The organism is Actinotignum stranguriae (assembly GCF_051265215.1).
Lineage (GTDB): Bacteria > Actinomycetota > Actinomycetes > Actinomycetales > Actinomycetaceae > Actinotignum > Actinotignum schaalii_C.
Genome location: NZ_JBOZCJ010000012.1, coordinates 1 through 25,100, shown reverse-complemented (window position 1 = coordinate 25,100; position 25,100 = coordinate 1). Strand labels below are relative to the sequence as shown.

Below are 25,100 nucleotides of genomic sequence, written 5' to 3'. Positions count from 1 at the left end.
CCTGTTGTCTTGTTCTGTGCGGACGTGCCGCATTGAAGCTTGCGACCTAATGCCTTGCGGTATCACGCTTGCGGATACCAGCCGCATTCGGACAGGAAGCTCGCGGTATCCGCTTCGCTCGGGAATACGGCGGTGTTTTCGAGAATTCGAACGCAGACGCTACCCAGTTCGGTCCGGATCGCATCTTCCACACTTTCCTTATCACGGGCACCACCGAGCAGCTGGCGGATCTCCTCAAAAATCATGGCGAATTCCGGAAGCTCCTCGGGCAGTTTGTGCCCATCCTCCAAAGCTTGCGCGAGCAGCGCGAGCTGACGCTGCAGACGCGCCGGCAAAATAAACAAGCCCTGAGCTTCGATCAGACCGATGGACTCCTGCTTGACGGGGAAAAACTCCGGGTGCGCGTGGAAAACCCCCTGCGGATAGCGCTCACTGGTGATATTCGAGCGCAAAATGATGTTCATTTCGTAGCCGCGCGCGGTACGCACACAGGTGGGCGATACCCCGGAATGCTGCCCTTCTGCGTCCCGCGGAATAATGCCGAGCTGCTCATTCGTATAAGTATTCCAGGCCCGAGTGATGCCGTAGCTGGCCCGCGTCACGGCAGCGCGGTCACGCCCCACAACGCGCAGCACACTTCCGGGCCATTCCACACTTTCTAGTACGACGGCGCACTCCTCTGCCGAGGTATAGCTCTGGCGGGCAGGGGTGGTGTGGAGGGGAAGAGTTTCCAGGCCACCCTGATAGTGATCATGCCCGAGCACGGATCCTCCGATCCGGGGAAGGGTGGCATTGCAGCCAATAAAGTACCCGGGGAATGCATCAACGAAGTCCATGAGCCTGTCAAAGGTAGCTTCGTCGATATGCATGGGGATGTGCTCAGTGTTTACCGCTATCCCGTGCTGCGTGAAATATCCGTAGGGGGAGAACTGCCAGAACCAATCCTGGCCGGCTAAATGTAAGGGCACCGTGCGGAGAGTCGCTTTAGAGCGCCCCGCAAAACCTTCGTTCTCCGGGCAGATCGTGCATTTGGGATAGCCGCCCGCAAGGGAATTCCCACTTGCCGCGGTACGCGGGTCCTTGAACTCGGGCTTGGCCAAATTGATGGTGATAATCAGGCCGTTAGATTCGAAACGTGGATTGCGATCAAGCACGCTGCGTTTCACGTAGTCATTTGCCACGCCGTAGTTATAGAACCACTCCATCGCCGCCCGGCCCCCCGCAGAATTCTTCAGAGCAGCAAACTTGGAGCGGATAACGGAGGGCGGGATGCTCACGATTCCCATAACCCTATCGGCCATGGCTGCCCGGCCACCCGTCTCAATGAGGCCGGCCTTCTCGCACGAGTCTAGAAACTCGCTCAGCACGTTATCGGGCCGGCCACCGTGCACGGGATTCGCATCCCTTGGGTCCGCGGGTGCGGACTCTGCCCCCGGATCGCTATCGAGCAAAGCTAGGACTTCTTCCGCTCCGGGGTACGAATCTAGAGAAAAAATCTCAAAGATCCGATTGCGGGTCAGGGTGATATCGCGGGCGTCAAGATCTAGATAGTCCTGGGCGTAGGCGAGCAGGGCATCGATGCTGCGGTACACCGGGAGGAGGTGTGGGGGAGGTGTCATGGCCACTTCTTCCGCTGAGGACGTGCCGCCCAGCCAACCCGGACAACCACGTCAAAATCGAACTAGTTATCTACGGTAGATTTCTTGGAAACCTTGGACGGATGGGAATACTTCCGAGGAAGAAGCCATCTGCGTAAGGTCATCGGTCAGGGTGTCTAATCCTTGCCGCAACGCACCTAAGCAAATAGCGCGCGGGCCCAGGGCTGATACGGAAACTTCCGGCATAATTGGGCAGATTCGCCGTAAGTTCTCGATGAATCGCTCCAAGAACGTATCCGCGTAGGCGGAGTATTTCCCGCCTACCACCACATGGGATGGAGCAAGCGCGAGGATCATGGCGGAAGCTCCCAGGGAGAGAGCATCGGCGAAGTCATCAACGAAGTCACGGGCGCGCGGATCGCTATCTACACTCTCGAAAATCTTGGTGCGGGAGGGGACTTCACCCGCGGGGTACAGCTCCCGGGCATGTGTTGCCGCTTCGATATCGCGCCAGCGTAACACTCCAAGTTCGCCAATAAGGCCGGCTCCACCCCGCAGCCCGCGGTGGATACGCCCACCCACGATGGCGGCCGCTCCGGTACGTTCACCGGAGAGGATATACACCACTTCGTCGTGGCCCTCCGCGGCTCCCTGCCAGGCTTCCCCGAGGGCACCGAGGGCGCAATCCCCGGCCACCACCGTGTGGCAGCCCAGCCTGGTGGAGATCTGAGCTGCGATATTGCTGCCCTGCCACCCGGGCATTCCACTGCCGCCGAAGTACTCAACTGCGCCGTCGTTAATGACACCGGGTGACGCGACCGAACAAAGTGTAATATCTCTCACGTCTAGTTTCGCGTCCGCGACAGTGCTTCGCCCCAGATCAACGGCCGCGTCAACACGCTCATTAGCCACCTGAGCTGCGGAAAGTTCGCAGGTGCGCTCCCCAAGAACCTCGCCCCTGGCATTGCAGAGCATGGCGGTGCAATGGTGCGCGCCAATATCTAAACCGAGCACGTAAACGGCGTGCTCGTCCAGCACCCAGCGCACCGCCGGGCGCCCCAGGGTGTTTTCGGGCTCCAGCTGTTTGAGCCAACCCAGATCATCAAGATCGGCCACGATGCTTTCCGCGGCCGGCCGTGTGACGCCAATTTTCCCCGCAATTTCCGCGATAGTCTGCGATTCGTGCACCAGGTACTGACACGCCGCGAGGAGGTTCATGCGACGCTGCACCCTGCGGGTCACCGCAGCAGGGAACTTCGAAACGTTTGACATACTAAAGAAACTAACGTAATAATGTTCGCGAGGCAACCGGTAACCAGATACTGGATACGCAATGAAGCGAAAACCTGCCCCGGCAGGTATGGAGGCGATGATGCACACAGCCGCAGCTACAGCCGAGAATGGCGTAGTACCCGCACGAAAGAAACCACGCGCGCAGGGAACTCCGCGCGGGAGCCGCTTCCACCGGAAAGGGGAGGGGCGCGCGGCGGTACTCTTCCTGGCCCCGGCAGTTATCGGATTCGTGGTCTTTTACCTCATCCCGATTGTGCGCGGTATCCACATGTCCTTTACCGATTGGAACCTGCTCGAGGACGCAAAATGGGTGGGATGGGATAACTACGCGCGGCTTCTCTCGGATGACACCTTCCTGAACTCCATCAAGGTGACGGTCATATACGTGCTCGTGAATATCTCCACCCAGACCATCCTGGGGCTCGGCATTGCCTTCCTCATGCAAAAGGTTTCGCAATCCACTCTGGTGCGTTCCGTTTTGCTCCTACCCTGGCTCGTTCCCAATGTCACGATCGCGGCCATCACGCTGTTCATCCTCGATCCCACGGTTGGCCTGCTCAACCACATCATCGGTTTTATCGGGGTCGGTCCCATTTCCTTCTACGGCAACCCGGATATCGCAATCTATACCGTGGCTTTGGTGAACTCCTGGCGCAATATGGGCTATACCGGATTGCTGCTTTTCGCGGGAATGCAAACAATTCCCCGCATGATCTACGAAGCCGCGGAAACGGAAGGCGCCTCCACCTGGCAAACGTTCCGCCACGTCACCCTCCCGCTGCTCCGCCCGATCCTCGTCATGGTTGTGGTGGTCTCCATGATCGGTTCCTTCCAGATCTTTGACACCGTTTCGGTTGCCACCTCGGGCGGGCCGGGGAACTCAACCCGGGTGATCTACCTGTATATCTACGAAAAAGCTTTCGAACAATTTGATATGGGCTACGCCTCCGCGATGGCAGTGGTGCTCATGCTGGCCTTGGTTGTCATTACCATCATCCAGCTGAGGCTCGCTCGCTCCAACGAATCCGATATGAACTAAGGGGCTGGAGGAAGAACAATGAAGACGATCGCACGCACAACAACGAAAAAACGACACCAGCCCGTAACAGCCCGAAAAGTGGCCGGATGGGGATTGCTTATCCTTCTCATTATTGTCACGGTTCTTCCGCTCCTGTGGGCACTGCGTACCGCGCTCACGCCCAATTCGGAAATTTTCTCCGGGAACTATTCACTCATCCCCGAGAACGCCACCACCATCAATTTCCGGCGGGTGTTGGGCATGACCACTCCGGAAGAAAGTGTGGCCGCAGGAGGTACGGCGGCAACCATTAACTTCTGGCTCTATATGCGCAACTCGCTGCTCTTCGTGGCGATTCTGGTTATCGCTCAGGTAACTACATCCACCATGGCTGCCTACGCGCTCTCACGCCTGCACTTCCGCGGCCGGGATACCCTTTTCGTCACGCTGCTGGTGGCGCTTATGATTCCCCCGATTTTCGTGGCCCTCCCCAACTTCGTGCTCATGGACAAATTGGCGTGGATCAACACCTTCCAGGGTTTGCTCGCCCCGTACGTGCTCATCTGCCCCTTCGGGATTTTCTTCCTGCGCCAATTCATGCTGTCGCTCCCGCGGGAAGTGGAAGAAGCCGCCATGCTCGACGGCGCGAGCCGGTGGACGGTTTTCCGGAAAATGATCGTGCCCATGTGCGCCGCACCCATCACCACCCTCGCGATTATTCAAGCGGTATTCGGATGGAACGAATACATGTGGCCCCAACTCATCGCCAAGGGTGACTCCGTGCGGCTCCTCAATGTGGCCCTGTCCGTTTTCGCGCAGTCTTCACCCTCCACCCGCCCCGATTGGGCCGGTCTCATGGCCGCGGCGACCTTGCAGATCATCCCGATGTTCATCTTGCTCATTATCTTCGGTAAGCGCCTGGTTAACTCTCTTGGTTTGACCGCCGCGAAATAGGCGGGCACAAGTCAAGTACCCAAAAATTGAAATAAGTAACGACGACGACGTCACCTTCGAGAAAGGAACTCAGATGCGTAAGGTATCGCAACTGGTCGCCATAGGTGCAACTATGTGCCTCGCATTGGGAGCGTGCTCCAACGGCACCTCCGTATCCCAAGGGAAAAGTGACTCTGGCAAAGAGTCCAACTCCAAAGAAGTCACCTACCGGCTCTGGGACGCTGGCCAGCAGGCCACCTACCAGAAGTGCGCGGTTGCTTTTGAAAAGGAAACCGGTATCAAGGTCAAGATTGAACAGCAGGGCTGGGATGACTACTGGAAGAATCTGACCACCGACCTCGTTTCTGGCACAGCGCCGGATGTTATTACCAACCACGTGCAGTACTATCCCGAGCTCGCGGGTAAGGGCCAGCTCCTGGACCTCAACCAGTACATGAAAGAGGGGGAGATCGATTTCTCCAAGTACACCGGTGAACTCGCCAACCTGTGGGTCAAGGACGGTAAGCGCTACGGCATCCCGCAGGACTGGGACACCATCGCATTTGTCTACAACACCAAACTCATCGAAGAGGCGGGAGTCTCCGCCGATGAGCTCAAGAAGCTGACCTGGAATCCGCAAGACGGCGGTACCTTTGGCAAGCTCATCGCCCATTTGACCATTGATAATAACGGCAAGCGCGGCGATGAACCCGGTTTCGATAAGAACAATGTCAAGGTTTACGGCTGGGGCCTGGAAAAGGGCGGCGGAATCGTCGGCCAGGGCCAGTGGTCGTGGTTCGCCCTCTCCAACGGTTTCAAGTACCTCGATAAGAATCCCTTCGGCACCGAGTACAAGATGAACGATCCCAAGCTCGCCGAAGCGATGACCTGGTGGCAAAAGCAGATCGAAGCCGGCTACGTTACCCCGCTGGAAATTGCCGGTCCGCTGGGCCTGGAACCCATGATGGAACAGGGCAAGGCCGCGCTGGTTCCGGACGGTTCCTGGCGTATCAAGATGTGGTCTAGCTCGGAGAAGAACAAGTTCGGTTTCGCCCCGCTTCCCGAAGGCCCGCAAGGCCGCAAGACCATCATTAACGGCCTGGCTCCCTCCATCACCAAGCAGGCAAAGAATCCCGAAGCTGCGTTCCAGTGGGTCAAGTTCCTCACCTCGGATAAGTGCCAGTCCATTGTTGCCGAAGACGCGGTTGTCTTCCCCTCGCTGACCGAATACTCCGAGAAGGCCGCCCAATCGCATGAGAAGGCAGGCCGGGACGTTTCGGCATTCACCGAAATCACCAAGGATGCCTCCAACCTCGCCTACTACCCGATCACCGATAAAGGCAATGAGATCGCAACGGAAGGCCAGGTCACCTTCGATGAGATCGAACAGCTCTCCGTTGAGCCGGCCGAGGCACTGGCCAAGCTCAATGACAAGGTGAACTCCATCCTCACCAAGTAACCCCATTACCTACACGGCGGGGTGCGGTTAGGCACTCGGGCAAACCGCACTCCGCCGGATATCTTTCGCGGAGAAAACATGGACATCCACACCGACTCAGGTACGTTCACCGTCCACGGGGCCAGCGCCGTCGTACCACTTAATACAAGCGACTACCTCATTACCGGAACGTCGTGGAAACTTTCCCACCCGTGGGGCGCCACCGAATACTACCGGCACGGGTGGAATTCCTGGACCCCCACCCGGTGGTGGACGCTGCGCCGCGAACCGTGGCGAATCTGGGACAAGCCCGCACGCGCGCTCACGGCCGACGACGCCGCAACGGATACTCCCACGGAGCACCACTCGTCCATGGTCACCGCCTTGAGCGGCCCGGAAGGGCGCACTCTCCTTATCGGAGCCGTGCACGCCTCCTCGCCGCTCTTGAGAATCACCGCGGAAGAAGTAGCAGCCAGCGCGGAAGCCGGGGAAGCTTCGTGGCTGGTGAGCATAGGGACCGAACCGCAGGCATTTGGCCGCTACGCGGGTGTTCTTAAAGAAGAATATTTGGGGGAGCGCACCCCGCTGCGGGCGGCGGAAACGCTCGGACCGGTGTGGTCCTCCTGGTATTCCTGGTTTGAAGAAATAACCGCGGAGATTATTACCGCGGAAATAGCGCCCGCACGGGAGCTGGGCTACGGCACCATTCAGATCGACGACGGCTGGGAACGCCGAGTCGGGGACTGGCGGGCCAACGCGAAATTCGCCGCGGGCATGCCGGATGTGTTTGCCAAGATTCACGATGCGGGCCTGAAAGCCGGGCTGTGGGTCGCCCCCTTTATCGCCCTTCCAGATACTCCGGTGGTCTCCTCCTACCCGGAACTGTTCCTCCACAACGCGGATGGCTCCCTGACCGTGACCGGTAATAATTGGGGAGAAAACTATTACGCGCTCGATTTTTCCAAGCCCCAATCGCACGACTGGCTGGCGACCACTATGTCCGCGATCCAGAGCTGGGGTGTGGATATGTTCAAACTTGATTTCATCTATGCCGCCGCAGTAGCCGGGGAACGCACGGGCGGTATGCCGCGCGAAGACGCCTACCGAAGCGGCCTGGAAACAATTCGTGCCGCCCTGGGTGACGAGGTGTATTTGCTCGGTTCCGGAGCGGTTATAAACGCGTCCCTCGGCGTGCTGGACGGGGTCCGGGTTGGCCCGGATACCGCACCCTACTGGGATAATAGTGAACGGGTGCGGGACCCATCCGGGCCGGCGGTGGTCAATGCGCTGCGGAATTCGCTCTCGCGCACCTGGCTCAAGCCGCTCCTTGATTGCGACCCCGATGTTGCCTACTTCCGTACCCGCGGATCGCTGCTTTCTCCCGAGGTTAATGCCTTGACCGCGGAGGCGGCCCTTGCGTGTGAATTCGCGCAATGCTCGTGCCCGGCGGCCTGGCTCAGTGACGAAGAAAAAGCGGCGGTGCGCGCCTGGACCACGCGTTTCCGCGGGGCTCCGGAGGTTCGCCAACTCGGGCGCTATCGCTTTGAGATCAACGGAGAAATCATCGATTTTGATCCCTACCTCAACCCGACAACTCGTGTTTCTGACCGGCTCTTGGTGAAGTAACGCATGGATGCCACTTCTATCAGCTGGCCGGAGCATGGAGCAATGCCGCTCCGAAGGTGAAGCACGTTCCCGAAAGGACACCTCATGAAACTCGGTAAAAATATGCTTCTACGGCGAAGTGTGAGCAGTGCTGCGCTCCTCGCTGTGGTTGGCGCAGCAACGCTCCTTCCCTGCGCCAGTGCCGCGGCTCCCTCGAAAGACCTGGGCGGTAGCGTTGCTGCCCCGGAACAGATTATTGACCCATCCACGCCGGCTAAAGAAGGAATGGTGCTGACCGCATCTTCCGAATTCAACGGCACAAGCGTCAACGATGCCCTGTTCACGGACCGCTATCTACCCCATTGGTCAACCTCGCCCGGCACCAAAGCGAACTACGAAGTGAGTGGCGGCACGCTCAAACTCAAGATCACCGCGGACCAGCAACCCTGGGACCCGAACTTTGACGGCTCGACGCGGGTTTCCTCGCTGCAGACCTATCAAAAAGACTATCTGCACGAGTGGACCAAGTACCCCGGGATCGCGCAGCATACGCAGCCGTTCCGGGGGCATCTCCAGAAATACGGATATTTCGAGTTGCGAGCCCGCGCCGCGAGCGGGGGAGGCCTGCACAGCGCCTGGTGGATGACCGGAGCTAACCAGGACGTGCCCGAAGGGCAGGGCGGATGGTCACGCCAGAACGGCGAAGTTGATATTTTTGAGATCCTCGGGCGCAATAACGCCACAGTGGCGCAAAGCGCGATTCACCCCTGGGGTGATTGGGGTCGGCTCTTCCCCTGGACAACCAAGATTTCCACCGGCACCGATCTTTCTGAAGGTTTCCACACCTACGGCTTTGAATGGAAGCCCTCGGGGATGAAGGTGTACATCGACGGCGTTGAGAAATTCTCCACCCCGCTATCCCCGAATTATCCGATGCTCACCTACCTCGGCCTGTACGAGAAACGCGAAGCTGATTCTTGGACCGGCCCCTTCGATCCCGCGATTCCGTATCCGAAGACGTTCGAGATTGATTATTTCCGCGCTTACCAATTTGCGCCGAGCTCACTGCCCTATACCCTCGCGACGACCGATGGCGTGATGCGGGGCGAAACCCGGGTTGCGAGCGGGACAACACGGTGGCTAGGTGGCGCGGGTAATGACGTTACTCTTACCTCCGTTTATGCACCGGAAGCTGGCACGTATCGCCTCGGTATTGAATACCGTAGCGGTGAGGTGCGTGACCTCCACGTAAATGTGAACGACGACGCATATGTGCTCGGCGGCCTCTCAACGGGATCTTTCAGCGGCGCATTCTCCTGGGCGAATACCTCGATCTCCTTACGTCAAGGTTGGAATACCGTGCGCCTGGGGAATCCGAACGCTCCCGCACCCGACCTCCGTAATATCAGAATAGAATCGAGGGAATGAGGATGACGCAGGCGTTGGTTAGCAGATAGCGCTTGCGGCACGCGCGCCCAGCGGAGGTGATATGGCTACTGATATAACGACGATACTAAGTCCTAGAACGATCAGGAATATCCTGCGTTTTCGAACGGCTTGTATGGTTGTTCTTGCCGTGCTCGTTGCGTGGCTCGGGGCGATAGGCGCGATCTACTGGAATATCGTTCCAGGATTCTATATTGACCGAACTCCTACGATTCCCGAGGATGCGCACATCGTTGTCAATCAGGCTACTGCCGGGGAGAAGATTTTCACGGTATATCGGGATGAGGGCGATGTGTGCGTCGCCGCGTACGGGAAGGTATTTGATATCCCGTATACGGAATGTGTGCCTACCGCAGAACAGATTGAGCCCTCAGATATCACCGTGCAATGGCTTGGTTTCAACGGCGAAGAAGTGGATCCCGCTTCTCTCGAGGTTGCGGCGGTTCGCTTTCGCATCGAAGCCGGAGGGAAGATCATCCTCGAGCACACCGAATCCTACTTTGAGGAAGCGTTTCATATACTTGGAAAGATCACCTAGCGTGATGATCTAGTTGGCGCGCGGGCTATAAGCCAGGGGCTGGTTCGTCCGGTGTCGATACATCGGATGTTGGCGCATTCGGCGCGGTTGTGCCCGGAGCGTGCTCATGGGCGCGCAAATCTTGGTTCTGTGCTTGCTGCCGGAGGAAAGTTTCATAACGGATTTTTTCTTTGCGGAAGCGGCAGGCCAGTAAGCAGACAAAGGTATAAACTCCGCAATTCACAAGGAAATAACCACCGAAAAAGCGCGGCATATCCAGAACCTTATCCCACGTCAGCGGCCACATTCCCAGACCTGCTACCAATCCGATAAAGATGCTGATCCCGCACAACACTAAGGATTTTCGGGATACCAGGCGCAGCGGAAGAATCAAACCGAGGAGGCTACAAGCGAGTATTGATCCTAAGGCCAGGTACCCGGCGTAGTAGCGCTTATCGGGTTGAATGAGGTCCAAGATGGGATACGCGGCATGGCACACAAAGATCAGCAGAGCTACGGATACGTACGACTTCCAGCTAAGATTCTTCACCGTTGCTCCTCTTTCGTTTCCTTGACCTGAACGTAACGATTTGCGATTGGAATCCAAGTCAGCATGACGAAGAAAAGAACAAGGGCGATTCCACCCACCGTCACCACCGGACTTTGATCTGCGCCCCAGCCGATGACCGGGTTGAGCAAGATTCCGATGAGACTTCCCAGTGTGCTCGCCACGTTTAAAACTGTCGCACGGCGCTCGCTCGGAATTTCCTTGTTAGCGACTGCCCGAGTGATCGGTCCACGCGCGAACATGCTGATAACCACCAATGTGAAACCACTGATTACGCATATGATGTGCGGAATCATCATCAAGATAAATCCAATGACGCCGTATCCGAAAGCGAGGAGAAGGCCTACTCGCCGGCCGACTCGCTCAACGATCACCCCGGAGAAATGATCGTAAACTGCCGCAGCTAATTGCGCACCGCCAACGATGAAACCCCAGAAGGCAAGCGGTACATCAACTCGATCAAAAATTGGCTGGTTGAGCGTAAACACTGAATTGAAGAGCACGAAGACCGCTGCCGAAGCGACAGCGGTATACAGCAGTACCGGGGAGCTGAACAACAAGCTAATTCCCTGCTTCAAAGAAACAAGTGCTGTTTCTTCCGTGGCTTTTTCAGATGCAGAAGCGGGTTGTGGTGGGAGGAAAAGAACCGCTACCGAGGCTAGACAAGCAGCGATAGCGGCCGCGCAAGCCGGCAAAGCAACATCAATCTTTGCGAGCACTCCACCCACGAACGAAGCAAAGACCCCGGCCACTAACTCAAGGGCGCCGAAGTGTCCCCACACCGCAACTGAGTCCCGATCTGCATCGTCGCCGAGAGCTTCGTAGATGTAGGCATCCTGCGTGCCGGTGAGCATCGCAATTCCTAGGCCGCTCAGCACAAATGACAAGGTGAACGCAGTGAACGAGTTACCCAGCGCAAAAACAACTTCCGCACACCCGTTGAATACGAAACCGGAAAGGATAACCCACCGGCGATCAATTCTGTCCGATATAAGCCCGCTGGGTACTTCTGCAACAAGGATGCTCGCTAAGAGAATACTCTCGAAAATGAAAATATCTTCGAGGGACTGCCCTCGAGAAGTCAGGAAAACTACGCTAACCGGAACATAAAAGGTCAAGCCGGCAGCAATAATAGCCAGGGCCATGGGCGCTAACGAACGGTTATGCCACACCAATCTGAGTGACGTGGTAGCTTTCATCGCAACACCCAATATCTACATCCTTATTTCGGTATCAGTGTTGCCACGAATCTCAGCACGCCTACCCACCAGCAACCCGTACGCAATTTCAACACCGCCAATCACCAGCAGCAGCGCCCACGGCACCCACCAGCCGCGCTGGAGAATGACGGTGAGAAGAAGGGGGAGGAGGCCGGCAGCAATAGAGCTCGCCCCGGCCCACATCCAACGTTTAGTTTTCGCTGACTCCATTAGTTGTAGCTCCTTCGCTCCCGGCCGCGGCATTACGCGCAGCCTCGGTACCGCGCGCAGCTTCGGTGCCGTGCGTGGCCTCGGTTCCCCGCGCAGCATCGCCGCCATGCGAGGCCGCAGCACCTCGCCCAGCTTCCTCACCGGCTAGATCGCGCGGCGCGGGCAGCCCGCGCACCCGATCCAGAAAAACATAGATAAGAAGAAGGATACCCAGATAGGGCAGCCCGGCATACCAGGCTACCGGCATGAGCCAGAAGAGCGCCACAAAAATAGCCAGGCAGCCGGCCATGACGGCCAGATTCGTCACCGGGGCGCCCCAGAGGCGAGCCGATGGGAGCTCGAGTCCCAGCTGCTTGCGGCATCGTCGAAAAGCAATATGAGTGGCCATCACTAAAGCCCAGGTGAGCAGGGTCCCGACCGTAGCGCAGCCGTACAAATACGAGAAGCCGGCCTGCGGGGAGGTGAGCGCCAAAATACAGGCGACCACCATTCCCACCATCGCCAAAGTGACCGCACCGCGCGGGGTGCCCTTCGGGGTGGTGCGCGCGGCAAAAGCGGGGGCCATGCGGTCGGTTGCCAGGGCGTGAATCATGCGCGAGGAGGTGTAGAGGCACCCGTTCGCAGCGCTCAGCGCCGCCACCAGGAGCACCGCGTTCATAATATGCCCGGCGGCGGGAATCGCGGCGGCATCCAGCGCGTGCACGAAAGGTGATTGGGAAATATCGTGGAGCGGCTCGGCGGTGACCGTCCATGGCTGCATCGCCACCACCACCGCAATCGCCCCCACGTAGAAGAGCAGCAGCCGCCAAATCATGGTGTGCGCGGCGCGCGGAATATCGTAACGGGGATTCCCCGATTCCGCGGCCGTGACCGAGACCGTTTCAATCCCACCGAAGGAAAAAACCGCCATGCATGCGGCAATGAAAACCGAGCCGGCGCCCAGCGGCATAAACCCGCCGTGCTCGGTGAGATTGACCAGCCCCACCGGTTCGCTCGCGGGCAGCCCCACAAAAATAATAATGAGACCCAGCAGAATAAAAACTGAAATGGCGGCCACTTTAATCATGGAGAACCAGTATTCCGCGGTGCCGTACAGCCGCACCGTGGCCATATTCAGGCCCACAATAAAGAGGGAACAGGCCACCGTTCCCACCGCGCTATTGAGCTGGGGCAGCCAGTGCTGGAGGTATTTCGCGCCGGCCGTCACTTCCGCGCCCACCGCCACAATGTAGGTGACCGCCAGATTCCAGCGCGTTACAAAAGCCCCCAGGTTCCCCAGATAAGCCCCTGCGATGGTGCCGTGCCCGCCGGGAACGGGATGCGCGCTGACCATCTCCGCCAGTGCCCACACCACCGACAGCGCCAGCAGCCCGGCCAGTGCGTAAGAAATAATCGTGGCGGGCCCCGCCAGTGAAATCGTGGCTCCCGCCCCGAGGAATAGCCCCGTGCCCAGCGCCCCGGATAGCGCAATCATCGCGATTTGCGGGGAGGTGAGGCTGCGCGCCAGCGCGGTATGGTGCGAAGTGGCGCGGGTACGTGCGTTGTTGCGTTTAGCGGTGGCGCGGGTACGCACGTTGGTGCGGCTTGCGGCGGTGCGCGTGCGGGCCCGGGCGCCGGGCGAAGCGTGGTGGCGTGCGGCCATGCGGGCTTCCCTTCGTGGATAGAACGACGGCGCAGCGCGGCGCCGCCCCACCCGGCCTCCACCGCCGGCGCAGCCCGGCCCTCGCACTGCCGTGAATATAACTAACGCGGAACTACTAGTGTACTCGCGCGAGCGACTACTCTTAGGGGTATGCCATCTCTCGGTCATATCTTGGAACGGTCCCAAACGCTCTCCGCTTCGCAACGCGAATGGTTGCATCAGCTGGTGGGGGACTGGCAGTTACTCTCCGATTTTTCCTTCGCGGACCTCGTGCTGGTCACCCCGCTCCAGGATGAACGCTTCATTATCGCGGCGGCCTGCCGCCCGGCCACCAATGCCACCGCGCTCGATAATGACGTGGTCAATATGACTTTCGATCCGGCCGATTCGGAGAAATTCCGGGAGATTATCGCCACCGGCCAGCGCGGCACCGTTTATATTCACGGCCTGCGTTACGAAGGCTATCCGGTGCGCCGGGCGGGTGAGGATCCTTTCGCGGTGCTCGCCCTGGTGTATTCGCAGCGTTCGCGCAAAGAAACGGTGCTGCGGCATTCCTCCTATGAGGAAATTGAAGAGCAGCTCCTCGATATGGTCACCCAGGGCCTGTTCCCCATGGAGGGTACCCCGAGCGGTTTCCGCCACGGCGCCCCGCGCGTCACGGATGGCTTCACCCACATCGATGCCGACGGCGCGGTGATTTTCAATAGCCCGAATGCGGTTTCTAATCTGCACCGCCTCGGGATTCGTTCCACTTTTGAAGGCCAGCTGCTCGCCGAGCAAATCACTTCGAGTATTGACGCGGAAACTCGCTTGGATGATGCGTTGCCGGTGGTGCTGCTCGGGCGTGCCCCGTGGATGACGGAGCTCGAATTGCGCGGGGCGGTGCTCTCCCTGCGCGCGGTGCCGCTGTGGAAGGACGGCAAGCACGTGGGCGCCGTGGTGCTCTCGCGCGATATTAGCGAGCTGCGCCGGCGCGAATTGGAGCTGGTCAGCAAAGACACCACGATCCGCGAAATCAACCACCGCGTCAAAAATAATTTGCAGACCGTTTCGGCGCTGCTACGGATGCAGGCGCGCCGCGCCGACGATAAAAAGGTGATCGAGGTGCTCTCCGAGGCGCAGCGCCGCGTGGAAACCATTGCCCTCGTGCACCAGATTCTCTCCCAAACCGTGGACGAAATCGTGGACTTTTCCGAGGTCCTCACCCCGCTTATCACCATGGCCACCGATATTGCCTCCACGGATGTGCGTGTTTCTTCCGAGGTGCGCGGGGAATTCGGAATGGTGGACGCAAATACCGCCACCCGCCTGGCCGTTGTCCTCAACGAACTGGTCTCCAACGCGGTGGAACACGGCCTGCCGCACGGCGGTCATATTGTGGTGAGCGCGGACCGTGAAGGTGACGTTCTCACGGTGCAGGTGAGCGACGACGGCGTGGGCGTGCCCACCACCGGCGTCAAGCAGGGCCTGGGCACCCGGATTGTGCGCACCATGGTGGAAGGCGAATTGCACGGCACCATTAAATGGGAGGCGCGGGAAGGTGGGGGGACCACCGTCACGCTCACGATTAATGTGACGGCCGGGCTACCGCCCACGGATGAAAAATAGTTTCCTCTCCCGGCGCGCGTAAAGATTAAGTACGAGGACGCAGCCCACTAAGTACGACGACGCAGCCCACGCGCAAAGCACGTGGGCTGGTAGGACTTGGGCCGGTTCGCCTTAGGAGGCAAGTTCGCGCACTCGGCGGGCGCGGGCGGTGCGGCGGCGCAGCCGGCGGCGTTCATCTTCGGAGGTGCCACCCCACACACCTGAATCCTGGTTATGTTCGAGGGCGTAATTCAAGCAGTCGTCACGGACGGTACATTCCTGGCATACCCGCTTGGCCCGATCCGTTTGGGCCAGGGCCGAGGCCGAACTACCAATCGGGAAGAAAAGCTCCGGGTCTTCCGTCAGGCACGCGGCACGCGAACGCCAATCCATGAATCCTCCTTTTCCCCGCCAGCGCGGGGCATTCCCGCCTCTGCGGGATATAGCCGTATGTGAGACCCATATATCTTTGCAAAGAGCGCAGCCGCGGTAAAGAGCCCACAGGTGTGATATTTCAACGCCCGTCCTTTCCGGGCTACTCACTTGTTATTCCAGGCTTAAACGACTATGGGGTGGCCCGCCGCGCGCTGGGGGTTTGAGGTAACCGGGTGGTGAGGGACAATAGGGGCATGAGCATTGACGAGGCCCGCCGCCGTTGGAATGAGATTGCCCCCACGCTGACCCGCGCGCAGATTGCCTACCATTCCGGGGCCGATCCGCTCATGACGGATGACCACTACGACCGCCTCATTCACGAGCTGCGCGATCTGGAAGCACGCTACCCGGAGCTCGCGGCACCGGATTCGCCCAGCCGCGCCGTCGGGGCACCGGTGAAGAACGACGGCGCAGCCACGCTGGCTGCGGGCGCGATGGTGGATGAAGGTACTGAACCGGAGCTCGGCGGGGGACGGGAGCCCGGTGCCGAACGGGAGCAAGGCGCCAACTCTGAGCTCGGCGGCGCGCCGGTGCCCGATGCTCAGCCCTTCGCGCCGGTGCTCCACCGCGAGCGCCTCTACTCCCTCCAGGATGTCTTTTCCCTCGAGGATCTGCGCGCTTGGTACGCCGCGCTCCCGGGAGTATCCGAGGCATCAGGCACCGCCGTCACCGCGGAAGCAAAAATCGACGGCCTCGCGATCAACCTGCGCTATAACAACGGCGCGCTCACCGTGGCCGCCACCCGCGGGGACGGCGTGACCGGGGAAGATGTCACCCGCAATATCGCCACCATCGCCGCCATTCCGCAGCGCCTGCGCGGCAGCGATATTCCGGAGGTCATGGAAGTACGCGGGGAAGTTTTCTTCCCTCTCGCCGATTTCGCGCAATTCAACGCCGAGCAGCGCGAGCGCCGCGAAGCAGCCGAACGCGAGCGCGCGGCCGCGGAACAGATTGGGGATACCGCAGCGGTGCGCGAAGCCAACCGCATCATCCGCTCCTGCCGCGAATTCGCCAACCCGCGCAATGCCGCGGCCGGCTCGCTGCGCCAAAAAGACCCGGCCGTCACCGCCTCCCGCCCGCTCTCCTTTATCGCCCACGGCATCGGGGCGCTCGCGGGCGTGCCCGCCTCCCTAGCCGAAACGCTCTCCACCCAGGCCGGCGTATACGAAGCATTCGCGCGCTGGGGTCTGCCCATTTCCCCCTACACCAAACTCGCCTCCAACTGGGAAGATATCGAGGCCTTCGTGGCAGACCTGGCCGCCCACCGCTACGATCTCATCCACGGGATCGACGGCGCCGTCCTCAAAGTCAATGACCGCGCGGCGCAGGCCGGGCTCGGCTACACCTCCCGCGTCCCGCGCTGGGCCATCGCCTATAAATACCCACCCGAAGAAGTGGAAACCACCCTCCTGGATATCCAGGTCAATGTGGGCCGCACCGGGCGCGCCACCCCCTACGCCATTATGGAACCCGTGCTCGTAGACGGCTCGGTCGTCACCCAAGCCACCCTCCACAACCGCGAAGAAGTAGCCCGCAAAGGCGTGCGCATCGGCGACGTCGTGATCGTGCGCAAAGCCGGGGATGTTATCCCCGAAGTGGTCGGCCCGGTCCTCCTCGAGCGCGACGGCACCGAACGCGAATGGGTCATGCCGCGCGCCTGCCCCTCCTGCGGGGCCACCCTCGCCCCCGCCCAGGAAGGCGATGTGGATATGCGCTGCCCCAATGCGCAATCCTGCCCCGCCCAACTGGCCGAACGCGTGGTCCATATCGGCTCGCGCGGGGCGCTGGACGTGGAAGCGCTCGGCGAGGAAACCGCCCTCTGGCTCACCAACCCGGACGCCCGGCGCCGCGAAGCACTCATCGCCCTCGCCAGCGGCCACCGCCTCGAAATCGAAGGTACCGACGGGCGCAAAAAAACCCTGCGCCTCGCACGCGAAGCGGCACGCGACCTGGGCATTGTGGACGGCGACGGCGCCATCCTCGACTCCGAGGTGATTATCCCACCCGCCGTGGCTCGCAGCCTGGGTGTTCCCGAACCCCAAGAACCGGTGCTCCACAGCGAAGCCGGACTTTTCGCGGTACAAGCCGCGGACGTAGCCACCACCTGGGTATGGAAAGAAATCCGCAATGCCGGCCAACCCACCGGCGACTACCGCTACGTGCGCGCCGCCTGGACCAAACCCACGTGGGGAAGCAGCGCCGGCCAACGCGTCATCACCAAAGAAAGCGAACCCGGCAAAGCCCTCCTCACCATGCTCACCGAGCTGGAAAAAGCCCGCGGCAAAGAACTCTGGCGCAAACTCGTGGCCCTCTCCATCCGGCACGTCGGCCCCACCGCGGCCCGCGCGCTCGCGGCGGCGTTCCCGGATTTGGCGCAGCTGCGCGCCGCTTCCGTGGAGGAACTCTCCGCGGTGGACGGCGTGGGGGAGATTATCGCCCGCTCCTTTAAGGAATGGTTCGAGGTGCCCTGGCATCTGGAGATTATTGAGCAATGGGAAGCCGCCGGGGTAGTTTTCGCCGATGATACCGCGGCCGCGGAGCAGGTTCCCCAAACGCTGGCGGGCATGACCATTGTGGCCACCGGCTCCCTGGAGGGCTATACCCGCGATTCGGTCAAAGAAGCGATCCTCAAGCACGGCGGGAAAGCCGCCGGCTCGGTTTCCAAGAAAACCACCGCGGTGGTGGTGGGGGAGAACGCCGGGTCGAAAGCCGCCAAGGCTGAAGAACTCGGTATCCCGCGCCTGAGTGAAGCAGAATTCACCGAGCTGCTGCGCACCGGCCAGCTGCCCGCCTAAAGCAGCGGCGCGAGCGGAGCCATGACCTTTTCGGTCACCCGTGCCAGCGTGCCGCGCTGGTCCCATTCCCCCAGAGTGAGTTCGCGGGTATTCCGCAGGTCGAATTCGAAAATCTTTTCCATCACGGCCGCGAAACCGGCATCGTGAATCGACATATTAATTTCGAAATTCCCCCGCAGGGACAGCCGGTCAATATTCGCGGTCCCCACGGTAGACCAGGTGGAATCCATCGTCATGGTTTTCGCGTGAATCATGGCGTCCTGGTAGAGGAAAATCCGCACCCCGGCGCGCAGCAGCCGCTCGTAATGCGGCCGCCCCACCCAATCCGTATAAATATGATTGGAGTACTGCGGGATAAGAATCCGCACGTCCACGCCGCGTTCGGCCGCGTCGGTGAGCGCGTCGAGCATGGGCGCATCCGGAATGAAATACCCCATGGTGATCCAGGCCCGCTGCGAGGAGCGCGCCAGCGCGTCCAAATACAGCGAAGAAATAGGATAAGTATTATGCGCGGGGGAATTCGTGACCGCCCGCATGCGCGAATCCCAGTGGTGGGTGAGGGCGCGGCGCAGGGTGGGATGATCGCGCTTGCGGTAGGCATTCCACATATCCACAAAAGCCACATCCAGCTCCCACACCGAGGGACCCTCCACGCGCAGGTGGGTATCGCGCCATTCGGTCACGTACAGGCCGCCAATATTGTAGCCACCCACGTAGCCGACGCGCCCGTCCACCGTCAAGATTTTGCGGTGATCGCGCCCTTTATCGCGCGAACGCCCGGTTAAAATACCGGTGCGCACCAGCGGGAAATTCATCCAGTGCAGATTCGCGATCCGCGGCGGGTGCCGGAACGAGGGCGGCTGATTGAGATTCCCCCAGGTGTCCAGCAGCACATGGACCTGCACCCCGCGGTGCGCCGCCGCGATAAGCGCGTCGCGGAAACGGTGCCCCACGTGATCCGCTTTGACAATAAACCACTCGAAATAAATATGGTCCCGCGCATTATTAATATCGGCGAGCATCGCGCGGTACACATCCGCGGCACCCGTATACAAGATCGCGTGGTCACGCCCGACCTGCACTTCTTGCGGGGGCAGATGCGGGTAGGAACTGACCGGTGGGGTGCGGCGTTTGCGCATTTCATCTACAACGACGACGGCGCCCGCGGCGGCCAAAGGCGCCGCGGCCGCGAGCATACCCGCCGTGCGCAGCACCCGGCGCGAAGTCCACTCAGTCATAGCGCCAATTGTAGACGCTCCCCGCTTCTCACTAATCCACGGGTGCGCCATCGCGCGGTGCAACCGCGTAGACTTGAGCCATGTCGTCATTTTCTAAGGAAGAGGTAGCGCGCTTAGCGGAGCTATCCCGCATCGCCCTGACGGATGCCGAAGCCGAAAAAATGGCCGGTGAGCTTTCCGTCATCGAGGATGCAGTGAAGGCGGTATCCGAAGTTGTTAGCCCGGATATTCCCTTTACCTATAATCCGCTCCCGCTGGCCAATGTCAAACGCCCCGATATTCCGGGGGAAACCCTTGATCGTGAGGAAGTCCTCGCCGCGGCCCCGGCCGCCGAAGAAGGTAAATTCCTCGTCCCGCGCATTATGGGGGAGGAATAAATGAATAGCTTGTTGCTCAAGTCCGCCGCTGAACTTTCCGCGCTGCTGCGCGCGGGGGAGATCACCTCCGTGGAACTCACCACCGCCTGCCTGGATCGCATCGAGGCGCTCAACCCCAAGGTGAACGCTTTCCTGTACGTAGATCGGGAGGGTGCCCTGGAGGTGGCCCGCGGGGTGGATGCCGCCCGCGCGGAAGGCCAGGAACTCCACCCGCTGGCCGGTATCCCCATCGCGGTAAAGGACAATATTTGCACCCGCGGGATTCCCACCACCGCGGCGTCGAAAATCTTGGAAGGGTGGCGCCCGCCGTACGATGCGAGCGTCGTCGTAAAAATTAAAGAAGCCCGGCTCCCTATCGTGGGCAAAACCAATATGGACGAATTCGCGATGGGGTCCTCCACGGAGCATTCCGCTTTCGGGCCCTCGCGCAACCCCTGGGATCTGGACCGGATTCCGGGCGGTTCGGGCGGCGGTAGCGCCGCGGCCGTCGGTGCGTTTATGGTGCCGCTCGCCCTCGGTTCCGATACCGGCGGGTCGATCCGCCAGCCGGCCGCGGTCACCGGAACGGTGGGAACAAAACCCACCTACGGGGCGGTGTCCCGCTTCGGTTTGATCGCCATGGCATCCTCGCTGGACCAGATCGGGCCGGTCACCCGCACCGTGGAAGATGCCGCGCTGCTCCAGGAGCTGCTCAGCGGGCACGATCCCCACGATTCCACCTCGCTTCCCGATACGCCTTCCGGCCTGGTGGCGGCCTGCCACGGCGAAGCCGGGAGCTGGGACGGTGCCGGAAGTGATCCGGAGCGCCCGCTCGCGGGCCTCAAGGTGGGGCTCGTGGAAGAAATGCACGGGGAGGGCTACGCGCCCGGCGTGCTCGAGGCTTTCGAAAACGCGGTGGCGCGCATGCGCGAACTCGGCGCGGAAACGGTGGAGCTTTCCTGCCCCAGTTTCCACTATTCGCTGGCCGCCTACTACCTCATCATGCCCGCCGAGGTTTCCTCCAACCTGGCCCGTTTCGACGGAATGCGCTACGGCCTGCGGGTGGAACCCGAAGAAGGGCCGGTCACCGCGGAAACCGTGATGCGCGCTACCCGCGCGGCCGGTTTCGGTGAGGAAGTCAAACGCCGCATTATCCTGGGCACCCACGTGCTCTCCGCCGGGAATTTCGATGCCTTCTACGGCGCGGCCCTGCGGGTCCGCACCCTGGTTCAGCGTGATCTGGAGCAGGCTTTCGCCCGGTGCCACGTGATCGTATCGCCCACTTCGCCCACGGTGGCCTTCCCCTTCGGCTCGAAAACGAACGACCCGCTGGCCATGTACCTCAACGACATCGCCACCATTCCCGCCAACCTGGCCGGAATCCCGGGTATTTCGCTGCCGGCCGGGCTCTCGGAAGGGCTGCCGGTGGGCTTGCAGATTCTCAGCCCGGCCCGGGCGGACGCCCTCATGTACCGGGTGGCCGCGGCTATCGACGCCGCGCTCGGCCACAACGTCCCCGCTGCCTGCCCCGCGCGGGATTGGGAGGAATAAAGCATGGATGAACTCATGAATTACGAGGACGCCGTCGCGCGTTTCGACCCGGTGATCGGTTTGGAAGTGCACGTGGAGCTGTCCACACACACCAAGATTTTCGACGCCGCACCCGTGGCTTTCGGTGCTGAACCCAATACCGATGTGCAGCCGGTCTCCCTTGGGCTTCCCGGTTCGCTCCCGGTGGTCAACGAGGCGGCGGTGGAATACGCGGTGAAGCTGGGCCTGGCCCTCAATTCCCGCATTAACGAGCTCTCGCGTTTCGAACGCAAGAACTACTTCTACCCGGATCTGCCCAAGGCCTACCAGATCACCCAGAACGCCCAGCCGATTATCCTGGGCGGCTACCTGGATATCGAGCTGGCCGACGGCGCTCCCTACCGTTTCCCCATCGAACACGCGCATCTGGAAGAAGACGCCGGGAAGAACACCCACGTGGGTGGGGCCGATGGGCGCCTCCAGGGGGCGCGCTACTCGCTGGTGGATTACAACCGTTCCGGGGTGCCGCTGATTGAGATCGTTTCCGATCCGGCCACCGGGGTGGGGAAGAACGCCCCGGAGATCGCCGGCGCGTACGTGCGTGGGATCCGCGAACTGGTGCGGGCGCTCGGCATTTCCGAGGGGCGGATGGAACGCGGCAATATCCGCGCGGATGTCAATGTGTCCCTGCGGGAAAGCCCGGATGCTCCTTTCGGCACCCGTACCGAAACGAAGAATGTCAATTCTTTCCGCGGTATCGAAAACACCATTCGCTACGAGATCTCCCGCCAGGCTGCCATCCTGGCTGCCGGTGGCACGATTCTCCAGGAAACGCGCCATTACAAGGAAGAAATCCAGGGCACCATTGCCGGGCGCGTGAAGTCGGACGCGGATGACTACCGCTACTTCCCCGAACCGGATCTGGTTCCGGTGATCTGCACTCCCGAGTACGTGGAGGAGGTGTGCGCGGGGCTGCCCGAACTGCCGGCGGCGAAGCGCGCCCGTATCACCGAGGAGTGGGAGCTTTCCCCGGAGGAATTGCGCGATCTTATCAACGCCGGCGCGGTGGATCTGGTGGACGCCACCGTCCGGGCCGGGGCAACGCCCGCCGGAGCCCGCAAATGGTGGATGGGTGATATCGCCCGCTACGCCAAGGATAACGACGTCGAACTCGAGGACGCCCCCATTACCCCGGAGGCGGTTGCCGAGCTGGACGGCCTGGTCCAGAGCGGGCGGCTCAATGACAAGCTGGGCCGCCAGGCGCTGGCGGGAGTCCTCGCCGGGGAAGGCAGCCCGGAGGAGGTTGTTGCCGCGCGCAATCTGGAGATCGTTTCCGATAGCGGAGCTCTGGAGAAGGCCGTGGATGAGGCCCTGGCTGCCAACCCTGACGTCGTCGAAAAAATTCGCGGCGGAAAGGTGCAGGCCGCCGGTGCCATTATCGGTGCCGTCATGAAGGCGACCCACGGTAAGGCCGACGCCGGTGCCGTGCGCGCCCTCATTATGGAGCGCGCCGCGGCCGAGTAAAGCGGCGGTGGTGAACCGGGCCGAAAAGGCGCGGTAGCGAACCCGGACGAAACCGGGCATATCTCGTGAAGGAGGCGCAGGTGGCGCGAACACAAGCAGGGACAGAGCAACAATCTGACGTGGCATCGCCTTCGGGTGAGGCCCAGCAGTTCGTGCCACCTCCCTCCCAACGCGAGATTTTTGCAGCCCACGAAGGCGGCAAATTAGAAACCCACGCGACGGCCGCCATCGAAAACCGCGAGGACCTGGCCCGGGTATACACGCCCGGGGTGGCCAAAGTCTGCGAAGCGATTCACGCCCAGCCGGAACTGGCCCGCCGCTACACGGTGAAATCCAATACCGTGGCCGTGGTGACAGACGGCACCGCGGTGCTCGGCCTGGGCGATATCGGGCCGCTGGCCTCCCTCCCGGTCATGGAGGGGAAGGCCGCGCTCTTCAGGCGTTTCGCGGGCGTGGATGCCTGGCCGGTGCCCCTGGCCACCACCGATACCGAGGAAATCATTGCGGCGGTGCGAGCCATCGCCCCTGCGTATGCCGGTATCAATCTGGAAGATATCTCCGCCCCGCGCTGCTTCGAGATCGAAAAACGCCTGCGCGCGGAACTTGATATCCCGGTCTTCCACGACGACCAGCACGGCACCGCCGTTGTGGTGCTGGCCGCCCTCATCACCGCGCTGCGTGTGGTTGGGAAAAAACCCGCAGACGCACGCGTGGTGGTATGCGGAATCGGCGCCGCCGGCACCGCGATTATTCGCTTACTACTGGAATACGGGGTGCGGGACATCATTGCCGTGGACCGCGCCGGCACTCTCGGTCCCTTCCGCAGCGAAATCAACCCCGGTCACGCCTGGGTTGCGGGCCGCACCAATCCCCGGCAGATCGACGGCGATGTGCGTGCGGCCCTGCAGGGTGCGGATGTGTTTATCGGCGTTTCCGGCCCTAATATTCTCGACGGCGCAGCTCTGGACACCATGGCCAAAGATGCCATCGTTTTCGCCCTGGCTAATCCCACCCCGGAAATTGCTCCCGAAATCGCGCGCGAGCACGCCGCGGTGGTGGCAACTGGCCGTTCGGACTACCCGAATCAGATCAATAACGTGCTGGCTTTCCCCGGGATCTTCCGCGGTTTGCTCGACGCTCATGCCACCGAGGTCAGTGACACGATGCTGCTGGCCGCGGCTAAGGCGCTCGCTGATCTGGTCGGGGAGGAAGCGAATCCGGATTACATCATCGTTTCTGCCTTTGACGAGCGGGCTGCCGCTGCGGTGGCGCAGGCGGTTCGCGAGAGTGTGGCAGCTGTCTAGGAAACTCCGACGCGGTTCCCTCGGGTGTGTGGTGGGTGTCTCTCTGGTTTGATTTGCGTCTAGCGGGGTGGGCTTGTAAGCTTGTTATCCGTCGCCGAGAGCCCGGTAAGGGCCCGGAGCGGCAAACAAATCCCTGTGAGTGGCCAAGGCCACGAGCTTCCCGGTTTGCTGGGAATGCTTGGTGGTGGTAGGCTAACGGGGTTGCTCTTCTTGAGCGTGAATGATTCTCCCTGGATCAACCAGTCTGTTTGATGTGGATGGTTGGTGTGGGGTGTGGATATGGTGTTTGGATGCTTAATAGCGTGTCTGACTAATATATTTTTTACGTGAATTTTTTGTTCACACAACCGGGCCAGGTTGACTGATTACTGATTGTTGGTTTCCTGGTGGTTGTGTGGGTGTGTGCAAGGACAGTTAGCACGCCAACAATGAAGACTGGATGCATTCGTTTGTTATATGTGGGTGTGTTTGGTTTGTTTGTTGGTGGTGTTTTTGTTCTTGTTATTTATTTTTTTGTTGAGCTAGATGTTGTCTTGCTCTTTACAGTTTTTTGTGGAGAGTTTGATCCTGGCTCAGGACGAACGCTGGCGGCGTGCTTAACACATGCAAGTCGAACGATGAAGCCTGCAACTTGTTGTGGGTGGATTAGTGGCGAACGGGTGAGTAATACGTGGGTAACCTGCCCTCCTTTTTGGGATAAGCCTTGGAAACGGGGTCTAATACCGAATATTCTGGCGCTCTCGCATGGGGGTGTTGGGAAAGCTTTTGTGAAGGGGGATGGGCTCGCGGCCTATCAGCTTGTTGGTGGGGTGATGGCCTACCAAGGCGGTGACGGGTAGCCGG

General features: G+C 60.6%; 20 protein-coding genes and 1 rRNA gene. 13 read left to right on the top strand and 8 right to left on the bottom strand.

The window, feature by feature from the left end; translation table 11 throughout:
- Positions 1-62: 62 nt before the first annotated feature.
- A complete protein-coding gene (locus tag ACRQEG_RS05440; RefSeq protein WP_320757964.1) occupies positions 63-1,619 on the bottom strand; it encodes a galactose-1-phosphate uridylyltransferase in 1,557 nt (518 codons plus the stop codon).
- 66 nt (positions 1,620-1,685) lie between these two features.
- The gene (locus ACRQEG_RS05435) at positions 1,686-2,870 is read right to left on the bottom strand and encodes an ROK family transcriptional regulator (protein WP_320757963.1); all 1,185 of its coding nucleotides are present in this window, start codon (positions 2,868-2,870) and stop codon (positions 1,686-1,688) included.
- A 61-nt stretch (positions 2,871-2,931) separates the two neighbouring features.
- Here ACRQEG_RS05435 and ACRQEG_RS05430 point away from each other — a divergent pair, with 61 nt between their 5' ends.
- From ACRQEG_RS05430 to ACRQEG_RS05405, 6 genes are all read left to right on the top strand, one after another.
- Positions 2,932-3,930 carry a carbohydrate ABC transporter permease gene (locus ACRQEG_RS05430; RefSeq protein WP_320757962.1) on the top strand — a complete coding sequence of 333 codons (999 nt, stop codon included), beginning with the start codon at positions 2,932-2,934 and terminating at the stop codon, positions 3,928-3,930.
- An 18-nt stretch (positions 3,931-3,948) separates the two neighbouring features.
- Positions 3,949-4,863: a carbohydrate ABC transporter permease gene (locus ACRQEG_RS05425; RefSeq protein ID WP_320757961.1), complete on the top strand. Its 915-nt coding sequence runs from the start codon at positions 3,949-3,951 to the stop codon at positions 4,861-4,863.
- A 73-nt stretch (positions 4,864-4,936) separates the two neighbouring features.
- The gene (locus tag ACRQEG_RS05420) at positions 4,937-6,301 is read left to right on the top strand and encodes an ABC transporter substrate-binding protein (RefSeq protein ID WP_087069785.1); all 1,365 of its coding nucleotides are present in this window, start codon (positions 4,937-4,939) and stop codon (positions 6,299-6,301) included.
- 78 nt (positions 6,302-6,379) lie between these two features.
- Positions 6,380-7,906 (top strand): glycoside hydrolase family 36 protein, encoded by a 1,527-nt coding sequence (locus ACRQEG_RS05415; protein WP_087069784.1) that lies wholly within the window; start codon positions 6,380-6,382, stop codon positions 7,904-7,906.
- An 84-nt stretch (positions 7,907-7,990) separates the two neighbouring features.
- Positions 7,991-9,313 carry a family 16 glycosylhydrolase gene (locus tag ACRQEG_RS05410; protein ID WP_087069783.1) on the top strand — a complete coding sequence of 441 codons (1,323 nt, stop codon included), beginning with the start codon at positions 7,991-7,993 and terminating at the stop codon, positions 9,311-9,313.
- 133 nt (positions 9,314-9,446) lie between these two features.
- Entirely contained in the window at positions 9,447-9,869 is a 423-nt protein-coding gene (locus ACRQEG_RS05405) for a hypothetical protein (protein WP_087069782.1), read from the top strand.
- A 25-nt stretch (positions 9,870-9,894) separates the two neighbouring features.
- On the opposite strand, the gene ACRQEG_RS05400 is transcribed toward ACRQEG_RS05405, so the two are convergent.
- From ACRQEG_RS05400 to ACRQEG_RS05385, 4 genes are all read right to left on the bottom strand, one after another.
- Positions 9,895-10,398 carry a hypothetical protein gene (locus tag ACRQEG_RS05400; RefSeq protein WP_087069781.1) on the bottom strand — a complete coding sequence of 168 codons (504 nt, stop codon included), beginning with the start codon at positions 10,396-10,398 and terminating at the stop codon, positions 9,895-9,897.
- Positions 10,395-11,561: an MFS transporter gene (locus ACRQEG_RS05395; protein ID WP_087071112.1), complete on the bottom strand. Its 1,167-nt coding sequence runs from the start codon at positions 11,559-11,561 to the stop codon at positions 10,395-10,397. Before ACRQEG_RS05395 ends, ACRQEG_RS05400 begins: the two co-directional genes overlap by 4 nt.
- 69 nt (positions 11,562-11,630) lie before the next feature.
- Positions 11,631-11,846 (bottom strand): hypothetical protein, encoded by a 216-nt coding sequence (locus ACRQEG_RS05390; RefSeq protein ID WP_087069780.1) that lies wholly within the window; start codon positions 11,844-11,846, stop codon positions 11,631-11,633.
- Complete coding sequence (locus tag ACRQEG_RS05385; protein WP_244899298.1) at positions 11,827-13,488, bottom strand: amino acid permease; 1,662 nt, start codon at positions 13,486-13,488, stop codon at positions 11,827-11,829. Before ACRQEG_RS05385 ends, ACRQEG_RS05390 begins: the two co-directional genes overlap by 20 nt.
- Before the next feature lie 150 nt (positions 13,489-13,638).
- Here ACRQEG_RS05385 and ACRQEG_RS05380 point away from each other — a divergent pair, with 150 nt between their 5' ends.
- A complete protein-coding gene (locus ACRQEG_RS05380) occupies positions 13,639-15,096 on the top strand; it encodes a sensor histidine kinase (protein ID WP_101595621.1) in 1,458 nt (485 codons plus the stop codon).
- Positions 15,097-15,207: 111 nt separating this feature from the next.
- Here the strand turns inward: ACRQEG_RS05380 and ACRQEG_RS05375 are convergent, their stop codons facing one another.
- Entirely contained in the window at positions 15,208-15,468 is a 261-nt protein-coding gene (locus ACRQEG_RS05375; RefSeq protein ID WP_016441656.1) for a WhiB family transcriptional regulator, read from the bottom strand.
- A gap of 236 nt (positions 15,469-15,704) precedes the next feature.
- On the opposite strand from ACRQEG_RS05375, the gene ligA reads away from it, so the two are divergent.
- On the top strand, positions 15,705-18,305 hold the full coding sequence (gene ligA / locus ACRQEG_RS05370) for an NAD-dependent DNA ligase LigA (RefSeq protein ID WP_087069778.1): 2,601 nt from the start codon (positions 15,705-15,707) through the stop codon (positions 18,303-18,305).
- Here the strand turns inward: ligA and ACRQEG_RS05365 are convergent.
- On the bottom strand, positions 18,302-19,543 hold the full coding sequence (locus ACRQEG_RS05365) for a phospholipase D-like domain-containing protein (RefSeq protein WP_087069777.1): 1,242 nt from the start codon (positions 19,541-19,543) through the stop codon (positions 18,302-18,304). The genes ligA and ACRQEG_RS05365 overlap by 4 nt on opposite strands.
- Positions 19,544-19,623: 80 nt before the next feature.
- On the opposite strand from ACRQEG_RS05365, the gene gatC reads away from it, so the two are divergent.
- The 5 genes from gatC to ACRQEG_RS05340 all read left to right on the top strand — a co-directional run.
- A complete protein-coding gene (gene gatC, locus ACRQEG_RS05360; protein ID WP_026429253.1) occupies positions 19,624-19,920 on the top strand; it encodes an Asp-tRNA(Asn)/Glu-tRNA(Gln) amidotransferase subunit GatC in 297 nt (98 codons plus the stop codon).
- Positions 19,921-21,450: an Asp-tRNA(Asn)/Glu-tRNA(Gln) amidotransferase subunit GatA gene (gene gatA, locus ACRQEG_RS05355; protein WP_087069776.1), complete on the top strand. Its 1,530-nt coding sequence runs from the start codon at positions 19,921-19,923 to the stop codon at positions 21,448-21,450. It abuts the gene before it with no gap.
- 3 nt (positions 21,451-21,453) lie between these two features.
- Positions 21,454-22,953 (top strand): Asp-tRNA(Asn)/Glu-tRNA(Gln) amidotransferase subunit GatB, encoded by a 1,500-nt coding sequence (gatB, locus tag ACRQEG_RS05350; protein ID WP_435710445.1) that lies wholly within the window; start codon positions 21,454-21,456, stop codon positions 22,951-22,953.
- A 119-nt stretch (positions 22,954-23,072) separates the two neighbouring features.
- The gene (locus ACRQEG_RS05345; protein ID WP_234984537.1) at positions 23,073-24,257 is read left to right on the top strand and encodes an NAD(P)-dependent malic enzyme; all 1,185 of its coding nucleotides are present in this window, start codon (positions 23,073-23,075) and stop codon (positions 24,255-24,257) included.
- Between the two features lie 549 nt (positions 24,258-24,806).
- Positions 24,807-25,100: ribosomal RNA gene (locus tag ACRQEG_RS05340) — 16S ribosomal RNA — on the top strand; the annotation flags it as partial.